Below are 26,014 nucleotides of genomic sequence, written 5' to 3' on the forward strand. Positions count from 1 at the left end.
TTCAGAAAACAGCCTAAGCCGTTGGGTGCAGCGGCACAAACACTACTTTCTTCGTCTCAAAGAAATCTTCCTGAAAGTAACTGCTCAAGTCAAACACTTTGTGCACCAGACCAGACTCAGCTAGTTCCTCGGTTAGGTCGCCGCCTTTGAGGTAGTACAGACCTTGACCGGGCACTGAGTCTTTTTTGTAGCTGAACTGAATCCACTGGTAGAAAGTAGCCAGGCGGGCCACAGCCCGGCTGACAATGAAATCATACTTTTCGTGCACCTGCTCGGCACGAGTGTGGGTGGCTTTCACGTTGTGAAGGCGTAGTTCCTGGGCAATTTCCTGCACCACATGGATCTTCTTGCCTATGGAATCAACCAGATGGAACTTCACCTCGGGGAACAGGATAGCCAAAGGCAAACCCGGCAAGCCACCGCCGGTGCCTACGTCCATCACAGAGGTGCCCGCCGGAAACTGCACCACTTTGGCAATGCCCAAGGAATGCAGCAGGTGGTGCACCACAATGTTGTCCATGTCTTTGCGGGAGATCACGTTTATTTTGGAATTCCACTCTACGTACAGCTCCGCCAGGCGCGCAAACTGCTGCTGTTGCTCTGGGGTGAGATCTGGAAAGTAATGGGTAAGGATATCCACAGATTGTGCGTTCATAGGCTCAAAGATAACGAAAGGAGTTCTGAGTCTTGAGTTCTGAGTCCTGAGTTTGTCAGAAGTCAGTACTGGTGGTTTTGTTTTGAGACTGTTTTCAGGAAAAAGGGCTTAAGTCTCCTATACTTCAAGTTTGAGCGGAACGGTAACTTGGAGTGAACTTGACTGCCAGTTTGCAACTGGCGCAATCCAATACCGGATCATGGTCAAAGCCAGTTACAAACTGGCACCATGGTACCCACAAGTTACCGCTGCGCTCAAACTTGCGGGAGGTTGGTGTATCAATCCGTTTACAACCCATTTCTGTAAAACAGGCCCTAAACACAGAAAGCAGCCACATGGGCTGCTTCCTGCTAACATTTCAACTTTAAAATCTTGCTACGTGATACTTGCTAGATCAGGTGCTTCTTGTTCTTTACCATGTCATAGAGCAACTCGCGGGCGCGGTGCAGTTGGGCCTTTACGGTACCAAGCGGGGCACTGAGTTCGGTGGCAATCTCCTCGTAAGACAACTCGTCAAAGTAGCGCAGCGTTACCAGGCGCTGGTACTTGTCTGGCAGCTTGCTCACGATGTACTGCATGATCTCTATCTTCTGGTTCTTGATGGCAGACTCCTGCGGGTTCAGGTTGTTGTCTTTGAAATCAATGGTAATCTCATCGCCGTTATCGATCTTGATGGCTGAGTCAATGCTCATGGTCTTGATCTTGTTCTTCCGGATGAAGTCAATACAGTTGTTCGTGGCGATACGGAAAAGCCAGGTACTGAAGGCGTACTCCGGATTGAATTTATGCAGGTTACGGAAGGCTTTCGCGAAGGCTTCAATGGTGAGGTCCTCGGCATCATCGGCGTTGCGCACCATCTTAAGGACTACGTGGTAAACCGGCTTTTTGTAGATCTGCATCAGCTCGGCGTAGGCCTTCTCATCTCCGTCTTCCACCGCTGACTGGATCAGTTTAAAATCGTGTTTCGCTTTCGCGGAGAATTGTTTGTTTACTTCCATCTTACCTTTTTAGTCGTTAAAACAGAGATCCCGATCCCTATGTAATTGAGGTAATATCCTAGTTCCAATATGGGCAACAGCCACCACTTGAGCGGGTCTTGCAGGCGGCGGGCCACCGGTAGGTACGTCCCGTACAGTCCGGCATACCTCACCCCAATAATGAGGCCAACCCATAGCAGTTGATACTGTAAACCTAAAAGAACAGGTGATATTACATAAAATAGCCCATTTGACAAGACAAAAAGTCCGAGTCTGAACTGCTCCTTCTTCTGGTACTGCCGCCCTGCCGCCAAATGTCTCCGTTTCTGGCGCCACCAGTCGCGCCACCGGCTTTCCGGGGTGCTGCTTGTCTGGGCGTCTTGGTCAATGACAATCTGGACGGCAGAGTGTTTGGCAGCTTCCTGCACAAATAAATCATCGTCCCCTCCCAAGGACCTTATATGGGAGGCAAAGCCTTTGTTACGTAAAAACGTTGATTTGGTATAAGCCAGATTTCTCCCCACTCCCATATACGCCTGGCCCTTCTTGGCAAACGACAGATACTGCATCGCCGTTAAGAAGGTTTCGTAACGGATCAAATGATTTAAGAATCCATATATCTGCATATACGGAGAAACGCCTAAAATGATATCATTTTGGCCTAAAAAACCGCTGGCCATGTATTGCGCCCACTGGGCAGACAGGGGCCTGCAGTCGGCATCGGTGAGCAGTAAGTGCTCATACTGAGCAGCTTTAATACCCAGGAAAAGGGCGTATTTTTTTGGGCTCATGAGCGCCGGGGTTTCCTTCACCCGCAGTAATCTAACGTTGGGGTGCTCCATTTCATATTCTTTCACCAGCACATGGGAGCCGTCCCAGGAACGGTCATCTATGATAATGAACTCCACTGGCTGCGGATATTCCTGCTCCAGCAGCAGCGGCAACAGCTCTTTCAGGTTCTCCACCTCATTATGGGCACAGACCAGGATAGACAAGGGCGGCAAAGCCGATGGTGGGGCTACCTCCTGTCTCTGGTGAAAAGCGAGCGGCAGGAAATAGTAGAATTTATAAAACAACTGCACCAGCACGCAGGCCACCAGCAGATAGAAGAGGGAAACAGAAAGAATGAATGAGTAGTCCAAAGCAATTGAAAACAGAATCCAAAAATAGCACAAATATTCATGCGCAGCCTACCCGCAGGGCGGCAGAACAAAAGGTTGTTTGTATCTTTGCCGTTTGGAAAAGCGTGGGTTGCCTAACCGCCGCCCACACCAGCTATAAACAAGGCTTTTCCAGCACTTTACCCCTTGTACATGACCTTTGATTTAGTAGCGAAAGATCCCGCTTCCAAAGCCCGCGCGGGTGAATTGACCACCGCGCACGGCAAAATACAAACCCCTATTTTCATGCCGGTGGGTACCGCCGGCACCGTGAAAGCCGTGCACCAGCGCGAGCTCAAAGAAGACGTAAAGGCCCAGATCATCCTGGGCAATACCTACCACCTGTACCTGCGCCCGGGCCTGAACGTGCTGGAGAAAGCCGGCGGCCTCCATAAATTCAACGGCTGGGACTTCCCTATTTTAACGGACAGCGGCGGGTACCAGGTGTTCTCCCTCTCGGGCACGCGCAAGATCATTGAAGACGGCGTGAAATTCCGCTCGCACATTGACGGCTCCAGCCACCTGTTCACCCCCGAGAACGTGATGGACACGCAACGCACCATCGGGGCGGATATCATCATGGCCTTTGATGAGTGCACGCCTTACCCCTGCGACTACAACTACGCCCGCAACTCTATGGAGCGTACGCATCGCTGGCTGCAACGCTGCATTGACCGCTTTGACTCTACGGAGGGCAAGTATGGTTACGAGCAGACGCTGTTCCCCATTGTGCAGGGCAGCACCTACAAAGACCTGCGCATCCAGAGTGCGGAGACCATTGCTTCTAAAAACCGGCCCGGAAACGCTATCGGGGGCTTGTCAGTGGGCGAGCCTGCCGAGATGATGTACGAGATGACCGAACTGGTCTGCGACATACTGCCCAGTGACAAACCGCGTTACCTCATGGGCGTGGGCACGCCAGCCAACATCCTGGAGAACATCGCCCTGGGCGTAGACATGTTTGACTGCGTGTTGCCTACCCGCAACGCGCGCAATGGCATGCTGTTCACCACCCAAGGCATCATCAATATCCGGAACGAGCGCTGGAAAGAGGATTTCTCTCCCATTGATGCGGAACTGGGCGGCTACGTGAGCACGTTTTATTCTAAGGCGTATCTGCGTCACCTTATGCATGCCACTGAGATGCTGGGAGCCCAGATTGCCAGTGTGCATAACATCACCTTCTACTTGTGGCTGGTGGGCCAGGCGCGCGAGCAGATCATTGCCGGCACCTTCCGGACCTGGAAAGATGAGATGGTAAAGAAACTAATGACACGTTTGTAATTAAGAATTAGGAATTAACAATTAGGAATTAAGAATTGGAAGCTGATGAATCCCGCTATTTGCATGGAAAATCAATTCCTAATTCTTACTTCTTAATTCATAATTGAATAAGTGTGAAACTGAAGCTATTAGATAATTACATCCTCAAGAAGTTCCTGACCACGTTCGTGTTTGTGGTGATCATCCTGATTGCGGTGATCTGCGTGATTGACTTCGTGGAGAAGAATGATGACTTCATTCAGCATAACCTCTCTGTGAAGATCATTCTGGTAGATTACTACATGAACATGATCCCGCACTACATTAACATGCTGAGCCCCATCACGGTGTTCATTGCCACGGTGTTTGTGACGGCCAAACTGGCTTCCCACACCGAGATTGTGGCCATCCTGAGCAGCGGGGTTTCGTTTAAGCGCATGCTGGTGCCCTACATCATCGGGTCAGTGATCATCGGGATTTTCATCTTCTTCTTTTCTTCCTATGTGATTCCTACGGCCAACAAGACACGGGTGGCCTTTGAAATTAAGTACGTAAAGAACCCCTACACCTTTGAGGGCCGCAACGTGCACTTCCGCATAGGCCCAGATTCTTACGCCTACCTGGAGAGCTATAACAACCACGCCGATGTGGGCTACAAATTCACGCTGGAGACCATCAGAAAGCAGGAACTTATCCGGAAACTCTCCTCAGAGTCTATCCGGTGGGACAGCACCAAACAGAAGTGGCACATGGACTCCTACACCCTGCGCACCTTCAACGGCGACAAGGAAACGGTCTTCAACGGCGGCGCCATTGACACCACGCTTAACCTGTTGCCCAAGGACTTCGCCAGTACCTACCGCCTCAAAGAGACCCTCACCAATGCCGAGCTGAACAAGCTCATTGACGAGAAAATCCTGCGCGGCGCCACCGATGTGGAGATGTACATGACCGAGAAATATGAGCGCATGAGCTATCCGTTCGCCATCACGGTTCTCACCATTATCGGGGTGATTCTGAGTTCCCGCAAGGTGCGCGGCGGCGTGGGTCTGCAGATTGCCTTGGGCTTCGTGCTGGCTTTTATCTTTATCATTTTCGTGATGATGAGCCGAAGTCTGGCCTCGGTGGGCGGGATTCCGCCGCAGCTGGCGGCCTTCGTTCCTTTGTTCGTCTTTAGTATTATCGGGGTTATCTTGTACCGGACGGTTCCCCGGTAGTTGTTGGCACAGACGCTCGCAGGACCTCCGGACCCTGCGAGGTCTTCTGAGCAAGCGCTGTCCTGTAAGCACCCCAAAACTCCCCTCCTAAATTAGGAGGGGTGCCCGCAGGGCGGCGTGGTGAAGCGCCACAAGCAGCTTTGCTGTTTCGGGGCCATTTTTCAGAAAACGGCCTGGGAGCCACCCACTCTACTCATTCTTAATTCCACATTCCTAATTCCTAATTCTCTTGCAAACCCCTCGGCTTAAAGATTTCCTGGAACTTCATTTTATCATTCTGCTGTGGGGCTTTACGGCCATTCTGGGAAAATTCATCTCTATTCCGGCGGTGGAGCTGGTGTTTTACCGGACTATTCTGGCGGCGGTGGCACTGGCGGTGGTGATCAAACTCAGGAAAGGGTCTCTGCGGATTGGCCGGCGGAATATCGCCAAGATCCTGGGCGTGGGTTTTCTGATTGCGGCGCATTGGATTCTGTTCTTCGCCTCGGCGAGGGTGGCCTCGGTGTCTATCTGTCTGGCGGGGATGGCTACGTCCAGCCTCTGGACCTCCATTCTGGAACCCATCTTCACGAACAAGAAAATAAGGCCGCACGAGGTAGCTTTGGCCCTGCTGATCATGGTGGGCCTGTATGTCATCTTCAGGTTTGAATTTGACCATGCGGTGGGCATTTCCATGGCGGTGGGCTCGGCGTTTCTGGCCTCCTGCTTCACCATCATCAACAGCAGACTCACCAAACAGCACTCGGCAGCCACCATCACCTGCTATGAGATGGCCGGGGCCTGGCTGGCTACTTGCCTTTTCTTTCCGTTTTACCGTCAGTTCATGACCGATACCGGCGAACTGCACCTTGCCCTTACCTGGGTTGATGTGCTTTGTATTGCCATGCTGGCTCTGGTCTGCACGGTCTACGCGTACACGGCGGCCGTGCGCCTCATGCACAAGTTCAGCGCCTACACCATGAACCTCACCGTGAACCTGGAGCCGGTGTACGGCATTTTGCTGGCCTTTTTCATTTTCAAAGAAGGCGAGCAGATGTCGGCGGGCTTTTACTATGGGGCCGCTATTATCCTGTTCAGCGTGTTTCTGCACCCCATCTTGGAGAGTGTGATCAACCGGCGCCAGAACCGCTTAAAGGACGCCTTGCCAAACTGAGTAATCCTCCGGGAAAGGTAATGGCCCTTCGGGCGCAGTTTTGAACAAACCGTACATGGTAGACCCCGAGCCGGACATAGACGCGTATACCGCGCCCATGGAGTACAACTGCGCCTTCAGTTCAGATAGGATTGGGTATTTGGGAAACAAGCTCGCCTCGAAGTCATTCACCACTTCGTTTTTCCAAGTAGAGATGTCCTGCGCCAAGAGCGTTTTAAGGCTCTTTTCAGGGAAACGGGGCGAAACCCCGGCGTAGGCCTCGGCGGTGCTGATGGCAAAGTTGGGGTAGACCAGCAGCAGGTGCCAACCTTGAAGATTCACCTCAATAAGTTCAAACACATCGCCTTTCTCCAGTGCCAGCACCGGCTGGTTCCTGATGAAGAACGCGCAGTCGCTGCCCAGTTGCCGGGCGTAGTTTTCAAGGGCCTCATTAGACAATCCCAAAGCAAATTGCTGGCTCAGGAGTTTGAGCGTGAAAGCGGCATCGGCGGAGCCGCCCCCCAGGCCGGCCCCCATGGGAATGACCTTGTGCAGGTGCATCTGGATGATGGGCAGTTCAAAGTCGCGGCGCAGGAGTTCGTAGGCTTTCCAGCAGAGATTAGCGGTGGGAGCGCCCGGCACCGGCAATCCTGAGAGCGTAAAAGAGGCCTCTCCCTGCACGGGCAGAATCTCCAGAGCATCTGTCCACCCTACAGGATAGAAACAGGAGACTAGGTTGTGGAACCCATCGGGGCGCTTCTCCACCAGTTGCAGGCCCAGGTTTATCTTCGCGTTCGGGAATTGAATCATGCCCGCAAGATACTAGTGATTGGTAATTAGTTGTTAGTGTTTAATGCCCATGAACCGGGGAATAGCCATACAAACATTAAATTTGGTATCTTCCGTTTTAAACCTGCTTTTAAGAAATCAGGCTCAAAACGTTTTCTTGAAAAGGCTAACATTTCTTAATCAATTTTTATTGTCTGTTTTGTCAATCCAATAGCAGCATCAGCACCTTAAAAAATTAGCACATTATTCATGTATCTGCCTTACGGAAAACGCTTGCTTGACCTTCTGCTAGCCGGGAGTGCGCTGCTATTGCTGTGGCCCGTAATGGTGCTGGTGGCGGTGGTTCTGTGTGTGGGGTTCAACGGGCAGGTTTTGTTCCGGCAGCAGCGCCCGGGCCTGCATGGCAAGCCGTTTGCGTTCTATAAATTCGTGACCATGACCCAGGCGCGGGACCTGCACGGAAACCTCCTTCCCGATGCCCAACGCCTTACCCCGCTGGGGAAATTCATCCGCAAAACTTCCCTGGACGAACTACCGCAGCTCTTCAACGTGTTACAAGGTGAGATGAGCATTGTAGGGCCGCGCCCGCTGCTTATGGATTACCTGCCGCTGTACTCCCCGGAGCAGGCTCGCCGGCACGATGTGAAGCCCGGTATTACGGGTTGGGCACAGGTCAACGGCCGCAATCTTTTGGGCTGGGAAGAGAAATTCGCTTATGACGTATGGTACGTGGAGCATGTGTCTCTACGGGTTGATCTGCTGGTTTTATGGCGCACCATAAAGCACTTGTTTAAACCCGAAGGCATCTCGGCCCCGGGCACAGCCACCATGGAGCGTTTCACCGGCTCCTCCAACCCCTCTTCCTCATGAATACCGTTAAACAAAGAATTGCTATTGTAGGTGCCGGCGGACTGGGCCGCGAGGTGCTCATGCTTTTGCTGCAGATAAACCAGGCCACGCCCAAATGGGAGATTGTAGGGTTCTATGACGATGCCCCCTCGGCTCACCCCACCATCTGCGGCTACCCGTACCTTGGCACCGTGGATCAGCTCAACGACACCGAAACCCCGCTGTGCGTAGCTATTGCCATTGGCAACTGCGCCGCCAAAACAGACGTGGCTGACCGGTTGCTGAGCCCCTTATTGAAGTTCCCGGTGCTGGTGCACCCCTCGGTGCTGTGCAACCCCGAGCAGAAAAACCACTTTGGTGAAGGCACCATCATCTGCCAGAACTGCATCCTGACGAACAACGTAACCCTGGGGCGGCACGTGCTGCTGAACCTGGCCTGCACCATAGGGCATGACGCGATCATAGGTGATTTTTGCTCTTTGATGCCGCAGGTAGCGGTGAGTGGCTGTGTACGTTTGGGCGCGGGTGTTTACGGCGGCACCAACAGCACTATTTTACAAAACAAAAAAGTGGGCGATTTCACCACCATAGGTGCGGGCGCGGTAGTGAACGAAGACCTGCCCAGTTATTGCACCGCCGTGGGGGTCCCGGCCCGCATCATCAAACAGACGGCATGAGCCAAAAAGGAGAATTCATTTACCTATCGCCTCCGCACATGGGCGGCAGGGAACAGCAATATGTGCAACAGGCTTTTGACCAGAACTGGATTACCACCGCTGGCGCCAATGTAAATGGCTTTGAGCAGGAATTGGCCAGCTACATAGGAGTACCGGCCGCAGCCGCCTTAGCATCGGGCACCGCTGCCTTGCACCTGGCTTTGCTTGCCTTAGGCGTGTGTCCCGGAGACGAGGTCTTCTGCTCTACGTTCACCTTCGTGGCCAGCACCAATCCCATCCGCTACGTGGGTGCCACTCCCGTGCTCATAGACAGCGAGCCCACTACCTGGAATCTCTGCCCTACTGCTTTAGAGCAGGCTTTGGAAAACCGGTACAAGAACGGCAAACTGCCCAAGGCCCTTATGTTGGTGCACCTCTACGGCATGCCTTCCAGAATGCAGGAAATCCAGGAACTGGCCCAACACTATGGAGTGCCCATCATTGAAGACGCTGCCGAAGCCCTCGGCTCCAGATACAAGGGTCGTTTACTGGGTACTTTCGGGAAAATGGGGGTTTTCTCCTTCAACGGAAACAAGATTATCACCACCTCAGGCGGCGGCGCGCTGGTGTCTTCTGAATCCGATTTGGTGGAACAAACCCGTTGGCTGGCGATGCAGGCCAAAGACGATTTACCCTACTATCACCACACCACGATGGGCTACAACTACCGGCTGAGTAATATCTGCGCGGGTATCGGACGGGGACAATTGGAGGTGCTGGAAGAAAGAGTACAACAGCGGAGAAAGATATTCTCCAACTACCAGGAATTGCTGCGGGACGTGGCTGAACTGGAATGGCACCAGGAACCCGAGGGCTTCTACTCTAACCGCTGGCTCAGTTGCTTTACCATCAAACAAGGAAGCCAACTCACCCCAGAGGCCCTGCGTCAAACACTATTAGCCGCAAACATCGAAAGCCGTCCCCTCTGGCAACCCATGCACCGGCAGCCGCTTTACCAATCCTGCGACTACTTCGGCGAGCACGTGAGCGATGATTTGTTCGCTCGCGGCCTGTGCCTCCCCTCCGGCTCCAGCCTCTCGTTCTCAGATCAGGAACGGGTGGCTGATGTCATCAGAAAAGCGTTTAGAGGCTGATTTTGGCAAAATAGGCAGAAACCAGAATTTGAGCAGATGGATGGATTGAGCAGAGAAGAATACCCAACTCCGTACAGTAATACTAATATAATATTCTTTGTGCGTCCTAGATACCTTTCTCTGAGGGAGTAAACCCGCCCCTCCCAAGAGGCAGGGCTGTTCAGTCCCCCACTGAGTCTTGTACTTGTATAGATTCTATTGCCAATCGTGAGATTTGAGGCTCTCGCCTCACTGATTTGCAAACTTCAGCCCATTGTAGGTCCAAGTTGGAAACTTGAACCAGCTAGATTTTTAAAACTTAACGGCCCTGCTCCCAGGAGGGGAATCCTCAACTTAGGTACCGTTTATTCATAAGCGCACGGGGAATTTGGTAGGGTTATGACTGGCTGACAATATTCCTAATCCTGATCAATCAAATAAATCCCGTAAATCCTGCTCTTAAAGAGAAAATCCTGCCCTGCCAGGGGCAGAACAGGATTTCCAAAGACTTCAAGAAGCAACAGACTATTTCTTGCCTTTTTTCTCCTCTGTCTGAGCGCTTTTCAGAGCTCTTGGGATAGTTACCGTAGCCACTGGTGAAAGTGGGTTGGTCAAGATAGTGTAGTTCTCAGGAGTGATTTTGTTCACTTTGATAGACTTACCTAACTCCAGGTCAGAGATGTCCACCGCGATTGAATCTGGCAAGTTAGCAGGAAGTGCTTTCACGCGCAGTTTACGCAGTTTGGTCACCAGTTTACCACCGGCCATAACCCCTGGAGAAGTACCAGTGAAACGTACCGGTACATCAACTTTCACTTCTTTCTCGTCTTGCAGTAACAGGAAGTCCACGTGCAGCAACATTTCGTTTACTGGGTGGAACTGTAAGTCTTGCATGATGGCTTTGTAGTGCGTGCCTTCAATGTTCAGATCTACCTGGTAAACCTCCGGAGAGTACACCAGGTCACGGAACAGGATAGCAGGCGATGAGAAATGAACTTGCTCAGCACCGCCGTACAACACGCATGGAACTTGAGCTTCCTCACGAAGCGCTTTGGCTTCGGATTTACCGAGATTTGCTCTTTTAAACCCTATAATCTCTAAGCTTTGCATAAAAATGGATATAAATAAAAAAATGAAAAAACTCTTTTGAAGAAGACGTTAGTAGCTAGATGTTAGACACTAGACTCCTTTTGTGTGGCAATCAACCATCAGCAATTAGATAAACAGTGAGCTGATGGAATCATGGGTTACCACGTTGCTGATGGCCCGGGCAAACAGGTCTGAGAACGTGAGCACCTTGATTTTAGAGCTCTCCCGCTTCAAAGGAATGGTGTCTGAAATCACCAGTTCCTCCAGTACGGAGTTCTCAATGCGGTCAATGGCCGGACCAGACAATACCCCGTGGGTAGCAATGGCCCGTACGCTTTTTGCGCCTTTGTCACGCAACAACTCGGCGGCTTTGGTAATAGTTCCGGCGGTATCCACCAGGTCATCTACCAGCACTACGTCCATCCCGTCTACATCGCCAATCACCTGCATAGAGGCAATCTCGTTGGCCCGTTTCCGGTGCTTGTCGCAGACTACCATCTCCACCCCGAATACCTTAGCGAAGCTTCTGGTTCTTACCACGCCTCCCACATCCGGAGAAGCGAAGATCAGGTCCTGGCCCAGGTTGAGGCTGCGCAGGTAAGGCACAAAAATGGCCGAGCCGTCTAAGTGGTCCACCGGGATGTCAAAGAAGCCCTGAATCTGACCAGCGTGCAGGTCACAGGTCATAAGGCGGTCAGCACCTACGCACTGGATGGCGTTGGCCATCACCTTGGCCCCGATGGAAACCCGCGGCTTATCTTTTCTATCTTGCCGGGCGTAGCCGTAATAAGGCATTACCACAATCACTTTGTGCGCTGAGGCCCGTTTGGCCGCGTCTACCAGCAGCATGAGCTCCATGAGGTTGTCAGCGGGCGGAAACGTGGACTGGATCAAAAACACCTCGCAGCCGCGTACAGACTCATTGAAGTGAACTGAGATCTCGCCGTCAGAGAAGTGCTGCACCGTTAGGTCACCTAAAGGCAGACCGTAAGCGGCAGCTACCTGTTCAGCGAAATACCGGGAATTTGTTCCGGAGAAAATCTTTACCGTTGGGCTCATGGGAAAAGAGGGTTGCCGAATGAAGTCGCAAAATTACTCCTTATTTTGGTAGACCCAAACCAAGCGCCTAAAAATAAGTGGTACTTTTTCAGAAACTTAACAGTACAACTACTTAGGCTATAATTTCCTTGGCATAATCCAAACGCACTCAGAATCACCAACTTACCATTAGCAGGCCTTTTCCGCTTCTTCTGCCCAGAAACACAAAGCTATAAAAGCAAAAAACCTCTGTCTCTTTGCAGAAACAGAGGTTTTAAGTTGTCCGACCAGGTTTCGAACCTGGACTCTTCTGAACCAAAATCAGACGTGTTGCCAGTTACACCATCGGACAATTTCCGCTGACAACCTGTTGTTGTCGTTTGGTGTTGCAAAGGTAGAAAAGAATTCTTTCAGCGCAATACACCACGCGAAAAATTTTTCAAAAAATTTATTCCATAATCCGCTCCAGGGCGGTGTCATAGCTGTTTTTGATGACCTGGATGGCATGGAAAACCTCCCCGTCCACCTCGCAGTAACGGGCAGTCACCTCACCAATTTTTTTGAAAGTCAGGCCGTTACCGGCTACCAGATTCTCAAACGCCTCCTGCTGGGCCGGGCTTACGCTCACCACCACGCGGCTCTGGCTCTCGCCAAATAAATATGCGTCTTTCCGGAAATTTTCATCGGTGGTCACGGCAAATCCCAGCTCGTTAGGCATGGCGGACTCCAGCAACGTGATGTACAAACCACCATCGGCGCAGTCGTGGGCCGACTGGATGAGCGATTCTTCAATCAGGGATTTTACTGTTTTCTGCAACACCAACTCTTTCTCCATGTCAAAGGCCGGGGCCGGAGACAGTTTCACGTTGTGGTAAGAATACAGGTACTCGCTGGAGGCGATGTCATTGGCGGCATCACCCAAAAGGTAAATAGCGTCTCCCTCGTTCTGGAAGGCCAGGGTCATGGTTTTAGCTTTGTCTTCTACAATCCCCAGCATACCAATGGTTGGCGTTGGGAACACCGGACCTTCGTCCGAGGACTGGTTGTAGAAGCTCACGTTACCACCGGTTACTGGGGTCCCGAAAGCGGTACAGGCTTTGCCCATGCCTTTGATGGCGCCCACAAACTGCCAGTACACCTCCGGCACGTACGGGTTCCCGAAGTTCAGGCAGTTAGTAATGGCCACGGGCTCGCCGCCAGCGCAGACAATGTTACGAGCGGCCTCGGCCACGGCAATGGCAGTACCTTCCTCAGGATCAGCGTTCACGTAGCGGCTGTTGCAGTCTACGGTAATGGCGATGGCCTTGTCAGAACCTTTCACCTTCACAATGCCGGCGTCGGCGGGGCGGTTGGTGGTCAAGGTAGACGTCCCGATCATGGAGTCATATTGCTTATACACCCAGCGCTTAGACGCAATGTTGGGGTGCGTGGCCAGGAACTCGGCTACGGCTTTATAGTCAGTTGGCTCCTGTACAGAGTCAATGGAGAATTTCTTGGCTTCCTGATAATAAGCTGGCTCACGGTACTCGCGGTGATAAACCGGAGCTCCTCCGCCTAATACCAGGTCTTCGGCAGGCACATCGGCCACCAGTTCGCCTTTCACGTAGTAGCGCAGGCGTTTGGTATCGGTTACCTCGCCAATCTGGGCGCAGGACATATCCCACTTATCGCAAATCTGGAAGATGAGGTCCTCGGCGCCTTTCTCCATCACCACCAGCATACGCTCCTGGCTCTCGGAAAGGAGGATCTCAAACGGCTGCATGTTGGCTTGGCGGGTAGGTACTTTGTCCAGCCAGATCTCCATGCCGCTTTCGCCTTTGGCGCTCATCTCTGAGGTGGAGCAGGTGATACCGGCGGCTCCCATGTCCTGCATCCCGATCACGCGGTTTGTGGCCAGAATCTCCAAAGTAGCCTCTAAAAGCAGTTTCTCCTGGAAAGGATCGCCCACCTGTACAGACGGCAAATCATTCACAGAATCCTCGGTGATGTCTTTAGAAGCGAAGGCCGCGCCGTGAATACCATCCTTGCCGGTAGCCGCCCCGATGATGAACACCGGGTTTCCGGCACCGTGCGAGGTAGCGCTGGCGGTTTTACCCACCTCCACAATACCCGCCGAGAAAGCGTTTACCAGTGGGTTCACGTTGTAGCAGTCATCGAAGAACAGCTCGCCACCCACCGTCGGGATCCCGAAAGCGTTGCCGTAATCCCCGATCCCTTTTACCACACCTCTTAAAAGGCGCTTGGTTTTATCTGAGTTAGGGTTCCCGAAACGCAGGGAGTTCAGCTGCGCGATAGGCCGGGCACCCATGGTAAAGATATCACGGTTGATCCCGCCCACGCCGGTGGCCGCGCCCTGGTAAGGCTCCAACGCCGATGGGTGGTTATGGGATTCAATTTTAAAGGAGCAGGCCAAACCTCCGCCAATGTCTACCAGACCGGCATTCTCTTCGCCGGCTTTGGCCAGCATGCGCGGTGAGTCTTTGGGCAAAGTCTTGAGCCAGACAATGGAGTTTTTGTAGGAGCAGTGCTCAGACCACATCACAGAGAAGATGCTGAGCTCGGTAAAATTGGGCGTGCGGCCTAGTATTTCTTTGATACGGTCGAATTCTTCGGGCAGGAGGCCCAGTTTCTGGGCGGTCTCTACGGTAGTCAGGGTCTGGGTTTCCAAGACGGGTATTGGGTTTGGTAAGACAAGGCAAAAATAAAGATTTCTTTTACAAGGCACTGCCATCTTTTTGCATCGTTTTTCAGGTGTTTTCCCAAAAGCAGGACAAAAACCGAAAAACAGCCCCTAAAAGGAAGCCCCTGGGCATGAAATCATTGCTTTCAGAAACGGTAGAAAGTCTCCCTGAATTGCCTCATTTGAAGTTTACAAGCTGCCCAAAAGGCGAAACCCTAAGTGTTCTGAACCAGTTTTCCAGACCGCAGCTAACCCAAAGAGCCGGCGCTTACCCGGCACCGGCTCTTGAAGTCATTAATCAATAAGTGGCTAAGTTGCTTTTCTATGACTTCACAAATGGATCATCCTTTTGGTGGCCACCTGGTTACCCACCTGTAATTTATAGAAATACATACCGGGTTTCAGATCAAGGCCAGACAGTTCTACCCGGTGGAACCCGGCGGGTTTGGTCTCATGCACCAATTCCCTCATGGGTCTACCTGCCACATCATACAACGTGAGGGAAACCTGTGCCCTGGCTGGTAGCGTGTACGAGATAACTGTGGAGCCCTGGAAAGGGTTGGGAAAGTTCTGCTCCAGTTCCAGGCCGCTTTCTTTGGTTTCAAGGTTATCAAAGATGCCCGTAACAATGGTGGGCGACATGATGTAGGCTCTGACAGTTTCACTCCAGGTGATGCGGGAACCGGAAGAACTGTTGGTTTTTTCCTCATGGAAGGTAACCTTGTACATCTTAAACCTGGACGTGGACGTAGGCGGCAACACCTCTATCTTGCCTCCGTTTATGCCGTCAAATACCGTTACCTGCCCCACAGATTCTACGTCTTTAGAGGTATTAGTACCGTTGCCCAAGCCCCCTGATTGGGTAGAGGTACGGTCAACTTCAAAATCAAGCGCCAGGCTCAGCATATCCCCGAAACGGCCATAATCAAAGTTGATAGCCGCCAGACGCCTATCAGTTGGCTTACCGGTGGCCAGGTGACGGTTGCGGTCCGTCACAACAGGGCCGCCTTTGTAGACCATTTTCATGTAAGAATTCCCGAAGGAAGTATGGCTGCCCTGCTCAAAGAAATCAAAAACCTGGCCTTCAGCTTCAGGTTCAGCAAGTGAACTGATGCTGATGTTGTCGGTCATGGGCTCCTTGGGGCGGTAAAGAAACTGGGCCCTGTACTCTGTCTCATAATTAGAAGAGCCTTTATCATATTTGGTACCTTCTGAGGTTTGAGAGGTCTTATCCAAAGATCTTTTCATTCTATAATGGTAGTGCACATCTACATACCAGGTGTCTGTGTTCTCCACGTTTATGGGCACCTCTCCGTACATAATGCCAGGGCTACCGTTGGGATGGGTAAAGCCGTAGTAGGCCACAATCTTGCCCGAGCAGGCCTGGTTACCGGCTTTATACTTCACCTTCGCCTTTCCCTGCTCATCAGTGGTGACTTCTGAGGGGATGATCTGGCCGCAGGTGGTGCCGGGAACGGAAAGGCCGGCCACTTCGCCGGAGGTGAACCGCACTTTCCGGTTTTTAAGTTTGTAGCCGTCGCAATCCACCATCTCAATCTCCACGTCTATCTCCTCGTTCTTGCTCAGGATCGTTTTGGCTGGTGTGATCTTGATGTCCACTGGCTGCACCTGCCCAATCATCATAGATAGCAAGGCCACATTGGTGCTGGCTTCCCTTTCTGCTTGTTCAAAGGCTCTGATCTTGTCCAGCAGCGGGTTCAATTGGTTTGCGGCCCGCACGGCGGCATCACGCGGACCATCCGGGTCAGAGAGCTTGAAGGAGGCGCTGCTGGTCACGGCCACCTTCCGGTTGATGGCGCCTATGACTTTGATTTGCACGGTGTAGTCATCGCCGGAGCCGGTTACAGTGCCGGTTACCAGGTAATCGGCGTAGGATTGGTCACGGGTGCCCGGCAGGTTAATGTGGTCCGGATCGGGGCTGTCCCTTTCCAGGTCATCGGCGTGGAAGACAGTGAAACAGGGGTTGTCGCCAAGGGTGGTAGACAGGATGTTGTTCACGTGCCCGGCCGGCAGGAAAAGTTTCCGCCAGGCAGTAAGCGCCGCCGGATCGGTGGGTTTGGGAACCTGCACATCAAAGTCATACAGCGCAATACCGGGAATGGAGCACTCCCAGCACTGCTGCGTCTGCGCCAAGGATGAAAAAGGTAAAAAGAAGAGGAAAAAGAAACGTACAAGTCTGGTCTTCATATATGGCCTGGATCTGGTGGTGACGAAAGGAGCGGGCAACCAGCGCATTACTTAAGACGCGGCCACTTACCTTTTGACAACTTCAATCGGCGTTTCCCCTACCAATGGCAGATCCTGTTTTCACCTGAGATCTCAAAAACGCCTTAAAAACAGACCCGTACCTATCACCCAAAACCTAAAGGGACGCTTCTTTAGGCCTAACCTTGACAAACCAGCTCGCGCGTTCAAGGGCGGCCGTGAACAGAAAATATCCGGATTTACCATCTGGATGCAGTGGCTCAGGCTTTAGCAAAATTATCAAAGGCGAGTGTGTTCCTGAGCTGTGTGGAGCCAAAACTAACTTTACTTCCCTCCTTAGTATCTGCAAAGCGATTCCGGGCTATTTTGCCAGAATCGGCGCTAAAACAGACCTTGGCCGAAAACCGCGCTTTAATGCCTTTTACATCCAAAACTTTTTACCTACTTCTATGGAAATGAGGGAAGAATGCAGTAGTTTTGCACCCTGATTGAGTACTGTATCTATCTAAATAATTATAAACCAACCAAATGGCGAATATTGGCAGAATTACCCAGGTGATCGGTCCGGTAGTGGACGTTAGCTTCTCGGGTGAGAATTCTAAGTTGCCCAACATCATGGATGCCCTGGTAGTGGTGAAAGAGAACGGTGCCCGCGTGGTACTGGAAACTCAGCAGCACTTAGGCGAAGACCGCGTGCGTACCATTGCGATGGACGCAACTGAGGGCTTAACCCGCGGCATGGAAGTAACTGACCTTGCGGCTCCTATCTCAATGCCTACCGGCGACAACGTGCTAGGCCGTCTGTTCAACGTAATTGGCGATGCCATTGACGGTATTCCGCAGCCTGCCAGCTTGGTAGACCTGCCTATCCACCGCAACGCGCCACGTTTCGAGGACCTTTCTACTTCATCAGAGGTATTATATACCGGTATCAAAGTAATTGACCTGATTGAGCCTTACTCTAAAGGAGGTAAAATCGGTTTGTTCGGGGGTGCCGGAGTAGGTAAAACCGTATTGATCCAGGAGTTGATCAACAACATCGCCAAAGGCCACGGTGGTCTTTCTGTGTTTGCCGGTGTGGGTGAGCGTACCCGCGAAGGAAATGACTTGCTGCGTGAGATGATTGAATCAGGCATCGTGAAATACGGTGACGAGTTCATGGAGTCTATGGAGCACGGCGGATGGGATCTTTCCAAAGTTGACGCTAACGCGTTGAAAGACTCTAAAGCTACCTTCGTATTTGGTCAGATGAACGAGCCGCCAGGGGCCCGCGCCCGTGTGGCCTTGTCTGGTTTGACCATTGCTGAATCTTTCCGTGACGGAGATGGTACCGGTTCTGGCCGTGACATCCTTTTCTTCATTGACAACATCTTCCGTTTCACCCAAGCAGGTTCTGAGGTATCGGCTCTTTTAGGTCGTATGCCATCTGCGGTAGGTTACCAGCCAACTTTGGCGACTGAGATGGGTGCCATGCAAGAGCGTATCACGTCTACTAAGCGTGGTTCCATCACGTCTGTACAGGCCGTTTACGTACCTGCGGATGACTTGACTGACCCGGCTCCAGCGACCACCTTCGCTCACTTGGATGCTACTACTGTACTTTCCCGTAAAATCTCTGAGCTTGGCATCTACCCTGCGGTAGACCCTCTGGATTCTACCTCCCGTATCTTGACCGCTGATGTGGTAGGTGCTGAGCACTACAACACCGCGCAGCGCGTGAAAGAGATCCTGCAGCGTTACAAAGAATTGCAAGACATCATCGCCATCCTGGGTATGGACGAATTATCTGAAGAAGATAAATTAGTCGTACACAGAGCGCGTCGTGTGCAGCGTTTCTTGTCTCAGCCATTCCACGTAGCCGAGCAGTTCACCGGCTTGAAAGGAGTGTTGGTTGACATCAAAGACACCATCCGTGGCTTCAACGAAATCATGGACGGTCTGCATGACAACCTGCCTGAGGCAGCCTTCAACCTGGTTGGTACCATTGAAGACGCCGTTGCCAAAGGTCAGAAAATGATGGCCGAAGCAAAATAATATTCATTAGTTCTGAGTCTTGAGTTCTGAGTCCAGAGTCTGTGCAAGATTTTGACTCAGAACTCAAGACTCAAGACTCAGAACTCCTAAGAAATGTATTTAGAAATCATTACCCCAGATAGAAGAGTATTTGAAGGCGACGTAACCTCGGTTAAGTTTCCGGGCATTAATGGTGGATTTGAGGTGCTGAACAACCACGCCGCCCTCATCAGTGCCCTGGCCAACGGAACGGTACGCATTACGCCTGCCACCGGAGCCCCAGTGGCCTTCCAGATTGACGGGGGAGTTGTGGAGGTGCTAGACAACAAGATCATTGTCCTGGCCGAAGCCGTAACCGCCTAAGATTTCCTGTTTTCCATTTAAAAAGCCCGTTCTTCTTTCCAGGAGACGGGCTTTTGTTTTTAGCTCTTTCCGCAAAAGCAGGTCTAAAACAGAATCAATAGAATTACTGCTTTCTGACTACCTTTAGAATTGTTGGTTGTTAATTGTTGATTGCGGGTTGTTTGTAAAGAATGTGAGGGAGCCAAGGTTTTTCTTGACGTTGGATTGTTGGTGATAACACCAACAATGGCACTGTGGCAAACTTTAAGAACACCTTCAATTCTTAATCGTTAATTCTTAATTCCTAATTAATAAAGTGTCCATTTCGCCAAAGATCACCCCCATTTACCAGACCTCGGTTTTCACGTTTGAAGACCTGAATGCGCTGGAGGCTTACTTCCAGGAGCCTGGTCAGCATTACATGTACACCCGCTACGGCAACCCCAACAGCGAGGAACTGGCCCAGGAAGTAAATAAACTGGAACATGGACAAGGCGCGGTGGCTACCTCCTCCGGCATGTCGGCGATTCTCACCGCGGTACTGGTGTACGCCAAAGCCGGCGATCACGTACTCTGCGCCGAGGAAATCTATGGCGGCTCCTCTTCCCTGCTCTCCAATGAACTCATCCGGCTGGGCATAGAGGTTAGTTACGTGCCTACCGCTGATACTTACTCCCTGGCAGGCTACGTGCGCGAAAACACTAGACTGTTCCTGGCCGAGACCATCAGCAACCCCATGATGATGGTGATGGACCTTAGCAAACTGGCGCAGGAGTGCCAAACCAGGGGTATCAAACTGGTGGTAGACAATACGTTTGCCTCACCGGTGATTACCCGTCCGCTGGATTTGGGTGCTGATCTGGTCATCCACAGCGTAACCAAATACCTCTCGGGCCACAGCGATGTGACTGCCGGCGTGCTCATTGCCAAAGAAGCCGAAGACGCTACCCGGGCCGCCCAGATCATGCGCACCTGGGGCCTGAATCTGAGTCCGTTTGAGAGCTGGCTGGGTGCCCGTGGCCTGAAAACCCTGAAGCTCAGAATGCGGGAGCACTCTGCCAATGGATTGGCCGTGGCCCAATACCTGCAACAGCACCCCAAAGTGCAGGCCGTCTTCTATCCCGGTCTCTCGGAGCATCCGCAGCACGAGCTGGCGCAAAAGCAGGGCAATGGCCTTTGCGGCGGTATGCTGTCCTTCAGAATCGCGGATGAAACCGAAGCCGTGAACCGGTTCATGAAAGCCTTGTCGCATATTCCTTTTGCTCCGTCACTGGCTGGGGTTACTACTTCCATTTCTTATCCGCTGGGAACCTCGCACCGTGGTCTCACCCAGGAGCAGCAGGAGAAGATGGGCATCACCGTGGGCCTCATCAGGTTGTCCGTGGGTATCGAGGATGCGCAGGAACTCATCGCGGATCTGGAGCAGGGATTGGCGGCTATTTAGGTGTTAGCGATTTGTTAGTAGCGATTGTTGATAGTTCAGAAGGAAATGAGCTTACTGAGTGTCCTGATACCTTCAAAATCTAGATTACCACAAACTGACAACTAAACACTATGAACTAAGAGCCTTACCTTTGCAGGATGTTTACACGTTTAGTCAACTGGCTCGGCGGCAAAGAGACTGCTCAGCCAGCAGATGACACCCCAACTGATATGAAATACTTACTTGTGGGCCTGGGCAACATTGGCCCAGAATACGCTGATACACGGCACAACATCGGGTTTATGGTGCTGGATCACCTGGCCAAAAAGCACGAGGTTTCTTTTGACACCGGCCGTCACTCCTTTGTGACCGAGTTCAAAACCAAAGGCAAGCACTTCACCTTGGTGAAACCCACCACTTTCATGAACCTGAGCGGCAAAGCCGTGGCACATTGGCTAAGCGTTCTGAAGATTCCGGCCCAGCAGATGCTGGTGATCACCGATGACCTGGCCCTGCCCTTCGGTAAACTGCGTATGCGCGCCAAAGGAAGCGCCGGCGGGCACAACGGCCTCAAACACATTGAGGAGACCTTGGGCCATAATGAATATCCGCGGCTGCGGTTTGGGGTGGACTCACAGTTCTCCAAGGGCCGGCAGGTAGATTATGTGTTGAGCCCCTTTTCTGCCGATGAGCAGATTGACTTGCAGACGCATATTGAAAAAGCCGCCGAGATGAGCCTTTCCTTCGGGACTATTGGGCTGGAGCGCACCATGAACTTCTTCAATAAGTAATTTCCCTGTATAAGAAAACTAAGCCAGCGTTTGGAAGCCGTTTTCTATAAAACAGCCTCCAAACGCTGGCTTAGTTTCAGGGAAATGAGTTGTCGTTAGACGGCGCGCAGCAGTTCCAGATTCCGGGCCAGAAGTTCGGCCTGTACTTTCAGACGTTTGAAATTCCGGCTCATAGACTCCCCATTGGCGGCGGTATCGGTCTCCATTTTATTTCCGAGCGCCACCACCTCATCTAAAAGCATCTGGAGGTGATGGCTAAGTTGATCCTGAAATCTCTGCAGCTTTTCATTGGCCAGGGCAAACTCCTCCTGCTCTTTCACCCTTTCCGGCTGGCTCCTTTTCAATTCTAGTTGCAGCATGGCTTTTTGGTTTATTTTTCTTGCGTAAACTGCCAGTATTAAGAGATTTCTCCTGGCTTCCTTCTGATTAGCGGCTGGGCGCCTGCCTAATACCCAAGTGGCTTGATGGATAATTCGCTCTTTTTCGTTAACTCCCTTCCTTAAAGCACCGGAGCCTTGTTTAATTAAAGTTAAGAAATGCTGCAAGCATACTACTTGAGACTCGACAGACGCAGGTCCGCGGAAGTTAAAACCACGTTCTCACCCGGTGTATGCTTTTGAATTGGTGCCATTTACCTTATTTTGCGTCGCGCAATTCCCCCCAATGATTCTACTCCTTTCCCTTTACCGCAATGCCTTTAGTGGGCTCCCAAGAGAAGCCTGGCATTTGGCGGCAGTATCGCTTATCAACCGCAGCGGAGCCATGGTGTTGCCGTTCCTGAGCGTGTACCTCACAGAATCTCTGGGTTTCAGTATGAAGCAGGTTGGGGTGCTGCTAAGCCTCTATGGGGTGGGTGCCACCATCGGTAACTTTCTGGGCGGCTGGCTCACCGATAAGTTTGGCCATTTCAAGGTACAGTTGGGGAGTTATCTACTGACCGGCGCCTGGTTTATGGTTGTGCTTTGGATGCAGCGGTTTGAGACGGTAGCCGGAGGGCTTTTCCTGCTGAGCATCTTAACCGAGACCTTGCGGCCGGCCAATGAATCTGCGGTGAGCGGCTACTCGCCGCCTCAGCAGGTAACCCGGGCCTTTTCCCTGAACCGATTGGCCATAAACCTGGGCTTCTCCCTAGGCCCGGCGCTTGGAGGCTTTTTGGCCACGGTGTCTTATAAACTAATTTTTCTGGCCGACAGCCTCACGTGCCTCACGGCCGGCCTGGTGTTTTTCTTTTTGTTCAGAAACAGAAAGTCCGCGGCAGTGGAAGCCAGCCCGCATGCCCAACCAAAAGATCCCGGGTTAAACTCCAGCTCCTTGCTTTCCTCGTACCGTGATGTGTTGTTCCTGGCTTTTGCTTTCCTGTGCTGCTGCTATCTGGTGGTGTTTTCCCAATTATTCACTACCCTGCCCTTGTTCTGGCAACAGGTGCATAACTTGTCTAAGTCTGAGATTGGCGCCTTAATGGCCTTGCAGGGCTTGCTGGTGTTTCTCCTGGAGATGGTCATCATCTATAGACTGGGCAAGGTGCGAAGGCTCTGGAATATGATTGTGCCCGGACTCCTGCTGCTGGCTATGGCTTGCCTGCTGCTTCCCATGGCCAACGGGGTTCTGGTGCTGGTCCTCTCGGTGGTTTTCTGGGCTCTTTCAGAGATCTTAACCTTGCCCTTTACAAGTACCCTTACGGTACAGCGGTCCAGTCTGCAGAACCGAGGCTCCTATATGGGACTCTACACGCTCTCCTACTCGGTGGCGTTTGTGGTGGGTCCTCTGGCGGGTACCCACCTCATTGATGCCTACGGGTTCAACGCGCTGTGGTGGGCCTGCAGCGCGTTGGGTGTCTTCACCGCCGGAGGGTTATACCTGGTGGTGCGCCGGTTGCAGGCCTCAACTGAGCTGAATTTCAACCTGGCCGTACCTGACCCAGTTTAAAAAGCCCGGTTCATTTATAAGCGGCAGAGTTGGTTTCATTTCTCTACTTTTGTGCCGCTACCCGCTTTAGAATGACCCCAATCCTTTCCCTTTACCGCAACGCCTTCGGCGGACTTTCCAAAGAAGCCTGGTTTCTGGCCGCCGTGATGTTCATCAACCGCAGCGGGGCCATGGTGGTGCCGTTCCTGAGCGTGTACCTCACCGAGGCCCTGGGCTTCAGTCTGCAGCAGGTAGGCGTGCTGTTAAGTCTGTTCGGGGTGGGCTCCATGTGCGGCACGTTCCTGGGCGGCTGGCTCACCGATAGGATTGGGCATTTCAAGGTGCAGTTCTTCAGCCTGACGCTGGGTGGCGCCTGGTTCTTTGTGATGCTCTCGTTTAAGCAATTTGAGTTCTTTGCGGGCGGCATTTTCCTCCTCAGCTTATTAACCGAGTGCCTGCGCCCGGCCAACGCCTCTTCGGTGAGTTCCTACGCCCGGCCCGAGAACGTGACCCGCGCCTTCTCCCTTAACCGTATGGCCATTAACCTGGGCTTTTCCATCGGGCCGGCTTTGGGCGGGATTCTGGCTACGGTTTCTTACCAATGGCTTTTCCTGGCCGATGGTCTTACCAGCCTTTCTGCGGGGGTGTTGTTTTTCCTGTATTTCAGGCACCGGCAGGGGCACGATCCCCAACCGCAGACAGCCGGAGAGACACCCATGCCGCCAGCGATTACCCGCTCTCCTTACCGTGATGGCCTCTTTGTCTTATTTGCGGTGTTGTGCTGCTGCTTTGCCGTGGCCTTCTTCCAGTTCTTCTCCACTATGCCGCTTTACTTCAGAAGGGTCTACCACTTGTCTGAACTGCAGATTGGTGCGCTACTAGCATTCAACGGGATGGTTGTGTTCCTGCTGGAGATGATCATTGTGTACCTCATAGGCGATAAACACGCGCTATGGAAGATGATTGTGCTGGGTTTGTTTCTGCTGGCGCTGGCGTTTGTACTGCTCAACGTGGCCAAAGGGTTCCCGGTGCTGGTGATCTCGGTGCTGCTCATGAGCCTCTCTGAGATCCTGGCCATGCCTTTTATGAGCACAATTACGGTGCAGCGCTCTGGTGCGCATAACCGAGGCTCTTACATGGGGCTTTACAGTTTGTCTTACTCTGCCGCCCATATTATAGGGCCGTTTGTGGGTACCACGGTCATCGCCAGCTTTGGGTTTGACACCCTATGGTGGGGTGCCAGTGCTTTGTGCCTGGTGGCTATTGTGGGGTTCTACTATGTGGTAAGGCGCTTGCAGGCCGGATAGGATCTGCGTTTTCTTCCCTTATTCAAGAAATCAGCCGTAAAACGGAAAAGCTTTTTCTGCTTTGCCATCTTTTTGGCATCTTTCACCAACACTTCGTTCCTCTGATCTATGAAAACAATGATGTCTCTTTTAATCGTCTTAACCGTGATGCTGGTGGCCTGTTCTGTGGTAAAGCAAAGTTCCTCCTCGCAACAGGAAATGCTGGTGTACGTGGGTACTTACGCCAAGCCAGATGCAGAGAGCATTTTCGCCTACCGGTTAGACGAGGAGAACGGGACGTTGACCAGGGCCTTCGCGGTGAAAGGCGGGGAGAATCCATCGTTCCTTACCCTGGACAATGACCGCAAGCACCTGTACGCGGTGAATGAGACCACTGAATACGAGGGCCAGAAAAGCGGGGCGGTGAGTGCCTTCTCCGTAGACCAGAGAACCGGAAACCTGACTTTTCTCAACAAGCAACCTTCTTTGGGCGGCGCGCCTTGCTACATCAGCCTGGACCACAAAAACAAAATGGCCATGGTGGCCAACTACGTGGGCGGCAACGTCTCTGCCTACCTGGTACAACCCGATGGCCGTTTGAGCGCCTCCACTGATATGGAACAGCACGCCGGCAAAGGTCCTCGGCCGCAGCAGCAGGATGGTCCGCACGCGCACTGCATCACCCCAGACCCCAACAATAACTTCGCACTGGCCGTGGATTTAGGCATTGATCAAGTCATCAGTTATAAAATTGACAAAGAAAACGGCAAACTGGAGCGGCAGTCGGCTTTCACGGCCAAGACCGGCGCCGGGCCGCGGCACCTTACGTTTCACCCCAACAAGCGCTTTGCCTACGTCATCAATGAGCTGAACGCCACGCTTACGGCTTTCAACTATAATCCACAGACTGGTGCCCTTACCGAGGTGGAAACCGTGCCCACGCTGCCCGCAGACTACACCGGAGAAAATTCCTGCGCTGACATCCACGTCTCCGCTGATGGTCGTTTCCTCTACGGCTCTAACCGGGGGCACAACAGCATTGTGGTTTTCGCCATTGACCAGAACACAAACAAACTCACGCTGGTGCAGCACGCAAGCACTCAGGGTAACTGGCCCCGCAACTTCACTCTCAGCCCATCGGGCAAAACCATGCTGGTGGCCAACCAACGCTCCAACAACATCACCACCTTCAAAGTAGACACCCAGACCGGCAAGCTGACCTACACCGGAAACTCCGCCGCGGTGCCATCACCGGTTTACGTACAGGTAGTGCCTGCTTTCCCAGAGACTCCAAGACCGTAACTCTAAACTGTTTAGGGCCTGTTTTCTGCAAAACAAGCCCTAAACCGACTCCTCCATTTCCTGGTTCCTGCCTTACCTAAAGTAGGCT

General features: G+C 52.3%; 22 protein-coding genes and 1 tRNA gene. 13 read left to right on the forward strand and 10 right to left on the reverse strand.

Annotated elements, in window-relative coordinates; genetic code table 11:
- Positions 1-13: 13 nt before the first annotated feature.
- The 3 genes from rsmG to J3P34_RS08600 all read right to left on the reverse strand — a co-directional run bounded on the left by rsmG (position 14) and on the right by J3P34_RS08600 (position 2,774).
- Complete coding sequence (gene rsmG / locus J3P34_RS08590; protein ID WP_210487888.1) at positions 14-655, reverse strand: 16S rRNA (guanine(527)-N(7))-methyltransferase RsmG; 642 nt, start codon at positions 653-655, stop codon at positions 14-16.
- Positions 656-1,044: 389 nt separating this feature from the next.
- The gene (locus tag J3P34_RS08595) at positions 1,045-1,653 is read right to left on the reverse strand and encodes an RNA polymerase sigma factor (RefSeq protein ID WP_062542709.1); all 609 of its coding nucleotides are present in this window, start codon (positions 1,651-1,653) and stop codon (positions 1,045-1,047) included.
- Positions 1,644-2,774 (reverse strand): glycosyltransferase, encoded by a 1,131-nt coding sequence (locus J3P34_RS08600; protein WP_210487889.1) that lies wholly within the window; start codon positions 2,772-2,774, stop codon positions 1,644-1,646. Before J3P34_RS08600 ends, J3P34_RS08595 begins: the two co-directional genes overlap by 10 nt.
- 171 nt (positions 2,775-2,945) lie before the next feature.
- Between J3P34_RS08600 and tgt the strand changes: the two genes are divergently transcribed.
- The 3 genes from tgt (at position 2,946) to J3P34_RS08615 (ending at position 6,425) form a co-directional block, all read left to right on the forward strand.
- The gene (gene tgt, locus J3P34_RS08605; RefSeq protein WP_210487891.1) at positions 2,946-4,076 is read left to right on the forward strand and encodes a tRNA guanosine(34) transglycosylase Tgt; all 1,131 of its coding nucleotides are present in this window, start codon (positions 2,946-2,948) and stop codon (positions 4,074-4,076) included.
- A 119-nt stretch (positions 4,077-4,195) separates the two neighbouring features.
- Positions 4,196-5,272, forward strand: coding sequence for an LptF/LptG family permease (locus J3P34_RS08610; protein ID WP_210488516.1), 1,077 nt, complete (start codon positions 4,196-4,198; stop codon positions 5,270-5,272).
- 229 nt (positions 5,273-5,501) lie between these two features.
- Positions 5,502-6,425, forward strand: a complete 924-nt coding sequence (locus J3P34_RS08615) for a DMT family transporter (RefSeq protein ID WP_246853611.1) — start codon at positions 5,502-5,504, stop codon at positions 6,423-6,425.
- Here J3P34_RS08615 and ispE read toward each other — a convergent pair.
- A complete protein-coding gene (ispE, locus tag J3P34_RS08620) occupies positions 6,402-7,214 on the reverse strand; it encodes a 4-(cytidine 5'-diphospho)-2-C-methyl-D-erythritol kinase (RefSeq protein WP_210487893.1) in 813 nt (270 codons plus the stop codon). The genes J3P34_RS08615 and ispE overlap by 24 nt on opposite strands.
- 252 nt (positions 7,215-7,466) lie before the next feature.
- On the opposite strand from ispE, the gene J3P34_RS08625 reads away from it, so the two are divergent.
- From J3P34_RS08625 to J3P34_RS08635, 3 genes are read left to right on the forward strand one after another with little or no spacing between them, the layout of a single operon-like run.
- A complete protein-coding gene (locus J3P34_RS08625; RefSeq protein ID WP_345890341.1) occupies positions 7,467-8,063 on the forward strand; it encodes a sugar transferase in 597 nt (198 codons plus the stop codon).
- Complete coding sequence (locus tag J3P34_RS08630; protein ID WP_210463487.1) at positions 8,060-8,719, forward strand: acetyltransferase; 660 nt, start codon at positions 8,060-8,062, stop codon at positions 8,717-8,719. Before J3P34_RS08625 ends, J3P34_RS08630 begins: the two co-directional genes overlap by 4 nt.
- Positions 8,716-9,852, forward strand: coding sequence for a DegT/DnrJ/EryC1/StrS family aminotransferase (locus J3P34_RS08635; protein WP_210487898.1), 1,137 nt, complete (start codon positions 8,716-8,718; stop codon positions 9,850-9,852). Before J3P34_RS08630 ends, J3P34_RS08635 begins: the two co-directional genes overlap by 4 nt.
- A gap of 504 nt (positions 9,853-10,356) precedes the next feature.
- Here J3P34_RS08635 and J3P34_RS08640 read toward each other — a convergent pair.
- The 5 genes from J3P34_RS08640 to J3P34_RS08660 all read right to left on the reverse strand — a co-directional run bounded on the left by J3P34_RS08640 (position 10,357) and on the right by J3P34_RS08660 (position 16,846).
- Entirely contained in the window at positions 10,357-10,941 is a 585-nt protein-coding gene (locus tag J3P34_RS08640) for a 50S ribosomal protein L25/general stress protein Ctc (RefSeq protein WP_210463485.1), read from the reverse strand.
- A 105-nt stretch (positions 10,942-11,046) separates the two neighbouring features.
- Positions 11,047-11,979: a ribose-phosphate pyrophosphokinase gene (locus J3P34_RS08645; RefSeq protein ID WP_210463484.1), complete on the reverse strand. Its 933-nt coding sequence runs from the start codon at positions 11,977-11,979 to the stop codon at positions 11,047-11,049.
- A gap of 258 nt (positions 11,980-12,237) precedes the next feature.
- Positions 12,238-12,310, reverse strand: a tRNA-Gln gene (locus J3P34_RS08650).
- A 96-nt stretch (positions 12,311-12,406) separates the two neighbouring features.
- Positions 12,407-14,689 (reverse strand): phosphoribosylformylglycinamidine synthase subunit PurL, encoded by a 2,283-nt coding sequence (purL, locus tag J3P34_RS08655; protein WP_210487900.1) that lies wholly within the window; start codon positions 14,687-14,689, stop codon positions 12,407-12,409.
- A 279-nt stretch (positions 14,690-14,968) separates the two neighbouring features.
- Entirely contained in the window at positions 14,969-16,846 is a 1,878-nt protein-coding gene (locus tag J3P34_RS08660; RefSeq protein ID WP_210487902.1) for a T9SS type A sorting domain-containing protein, read from the reverse strand.
- Positions 16,847-17,392: 546 nt separating this feature from the next.
- Between J3P34_RS08660 and atpD the strand changes: the two genes are divergently transcribed.
- From atpD to pth, 4 genes are all read left to right on the forward strand, one after another.
- Positions 17,393-18,898, forward strand: a complete 1,506-nt coding sequence (gene atpD, locus J3P34_RS08665; RefSeq protein ID WP_149089285.1) for a F0F1 ATP synthase subunit beta — start codon at positions 17,393-17,395, stop codon at positions 18,896-18,898.
- A gap of 93 nt (positions 18,899-18,991) precedes the next feature.
- Positions 18,992-19,240 carry an ATP synthase F1 subunit epsilon gene (atpC, locus tag J3P34_RS08670; RefSeq protein ID WP_210487904.1) on the forward strand — a complete coding sequence of 83 codons (249 nt, stop codon included), beginning with the start codon at positions 18,992-18,994 and terminating at the stop codon, positions 19,238-19,240.
- A 295-nt stretch (positions 19,241-19,535) separates the two neighbouring features.
- Positions 19,536-20,663, forward strand: coding sequence for a trans-sulfuration enzyme family protein (locus J3P34_RS08675; protein ID WP_210487906.1), 1,128 nt, complete (start codon positions 19,536-19,538; stop codon positions 20,661-20,663).
- 209 nt (positions 20,664-20,872) lie between these two features.
- On the forward strand, positions 20,873-21,433 hold the full coding sequence (gene pth / locus J3P34_RS08680; protein ID WP_210487909.1) for an aminoacyl-tRNA hydrolase: 561 nt from the start codon (positions 20,873-20,875) through the stop codon (positions 21,431-21,433).
- A 95-nt stretch (positions 21,434-21,528) separates the two neighbouring features.
- Here the strand turns inward: pth and J3P34_RS08685 are convergent, their stop codons facing one another.
- The gene (locus J3P34_RS08685; protein ID WP_210463478.1) at positions 21,529-21,792 is read right to left on the reverse strand and encodes a hypothetical protein; all 264 of its coding nucleotides are present in this window, start codon (positions 21,790-21,792) and stop codon (positions 21,529-21,531) included.
- Between the two features lie 304 nt (positions 21,793-22,096).
- On the opposite strand from J3P34_RS08685, the gene J3P34_RS08690 reads away from it, so the two are divergent.
- The 3 genes from J3P34_RS08690 (at position 22,097) to J3P34_RS08700 (ending at position 25,926) form a co-directional block, all read left to right on the forward strand.
- A complete protein-coding gene (locus tag J3P34_RS08690) occupies positions 22,097-23,359 on the forward strand; it encodes an MFS transporter (RefSeq protein WP_210487911.1) in 1,263 nt (420 codons plus the stop codon).
- Between the two features lie 71 nt (positions 23,360-23,430).
- Positions 23,431-24,645, forward strand: a complete 1,215-nt coding sequence (locus tag J3P34_RS08695; RefSeq protein ID WP_210487913.1) for an MFS transporter — start codon at positions 23,431-23,433, stop codon at positions 24,643-24,645.
- A 117-nt stretch (positions 24,646-24,762) separates the two neighbouring features.
- A complete protein-coding gene (locus tag J3P34_RS08700) occupies positions 24,763-25,926 on the forward strand; it encodes a lactonase family protein (RefSeq protein ID WP_210487915.1) in 1,164 nt (387 codons plus the stop codon).
- Positions 25,927-26,014 lie beyond the last annotated feature (88 nt).

The organism is Rufibacter aurantiacus (genome assembly GCF_017916345.1).
In the GTDB taxonomy this organism is placed as follows: domain Bacteria; phylum Bacteroidota; class Bacteroidia; order Cytophagales; family Hymenobacteraceae; genus Nibribacter; species Nibribacter roseolus.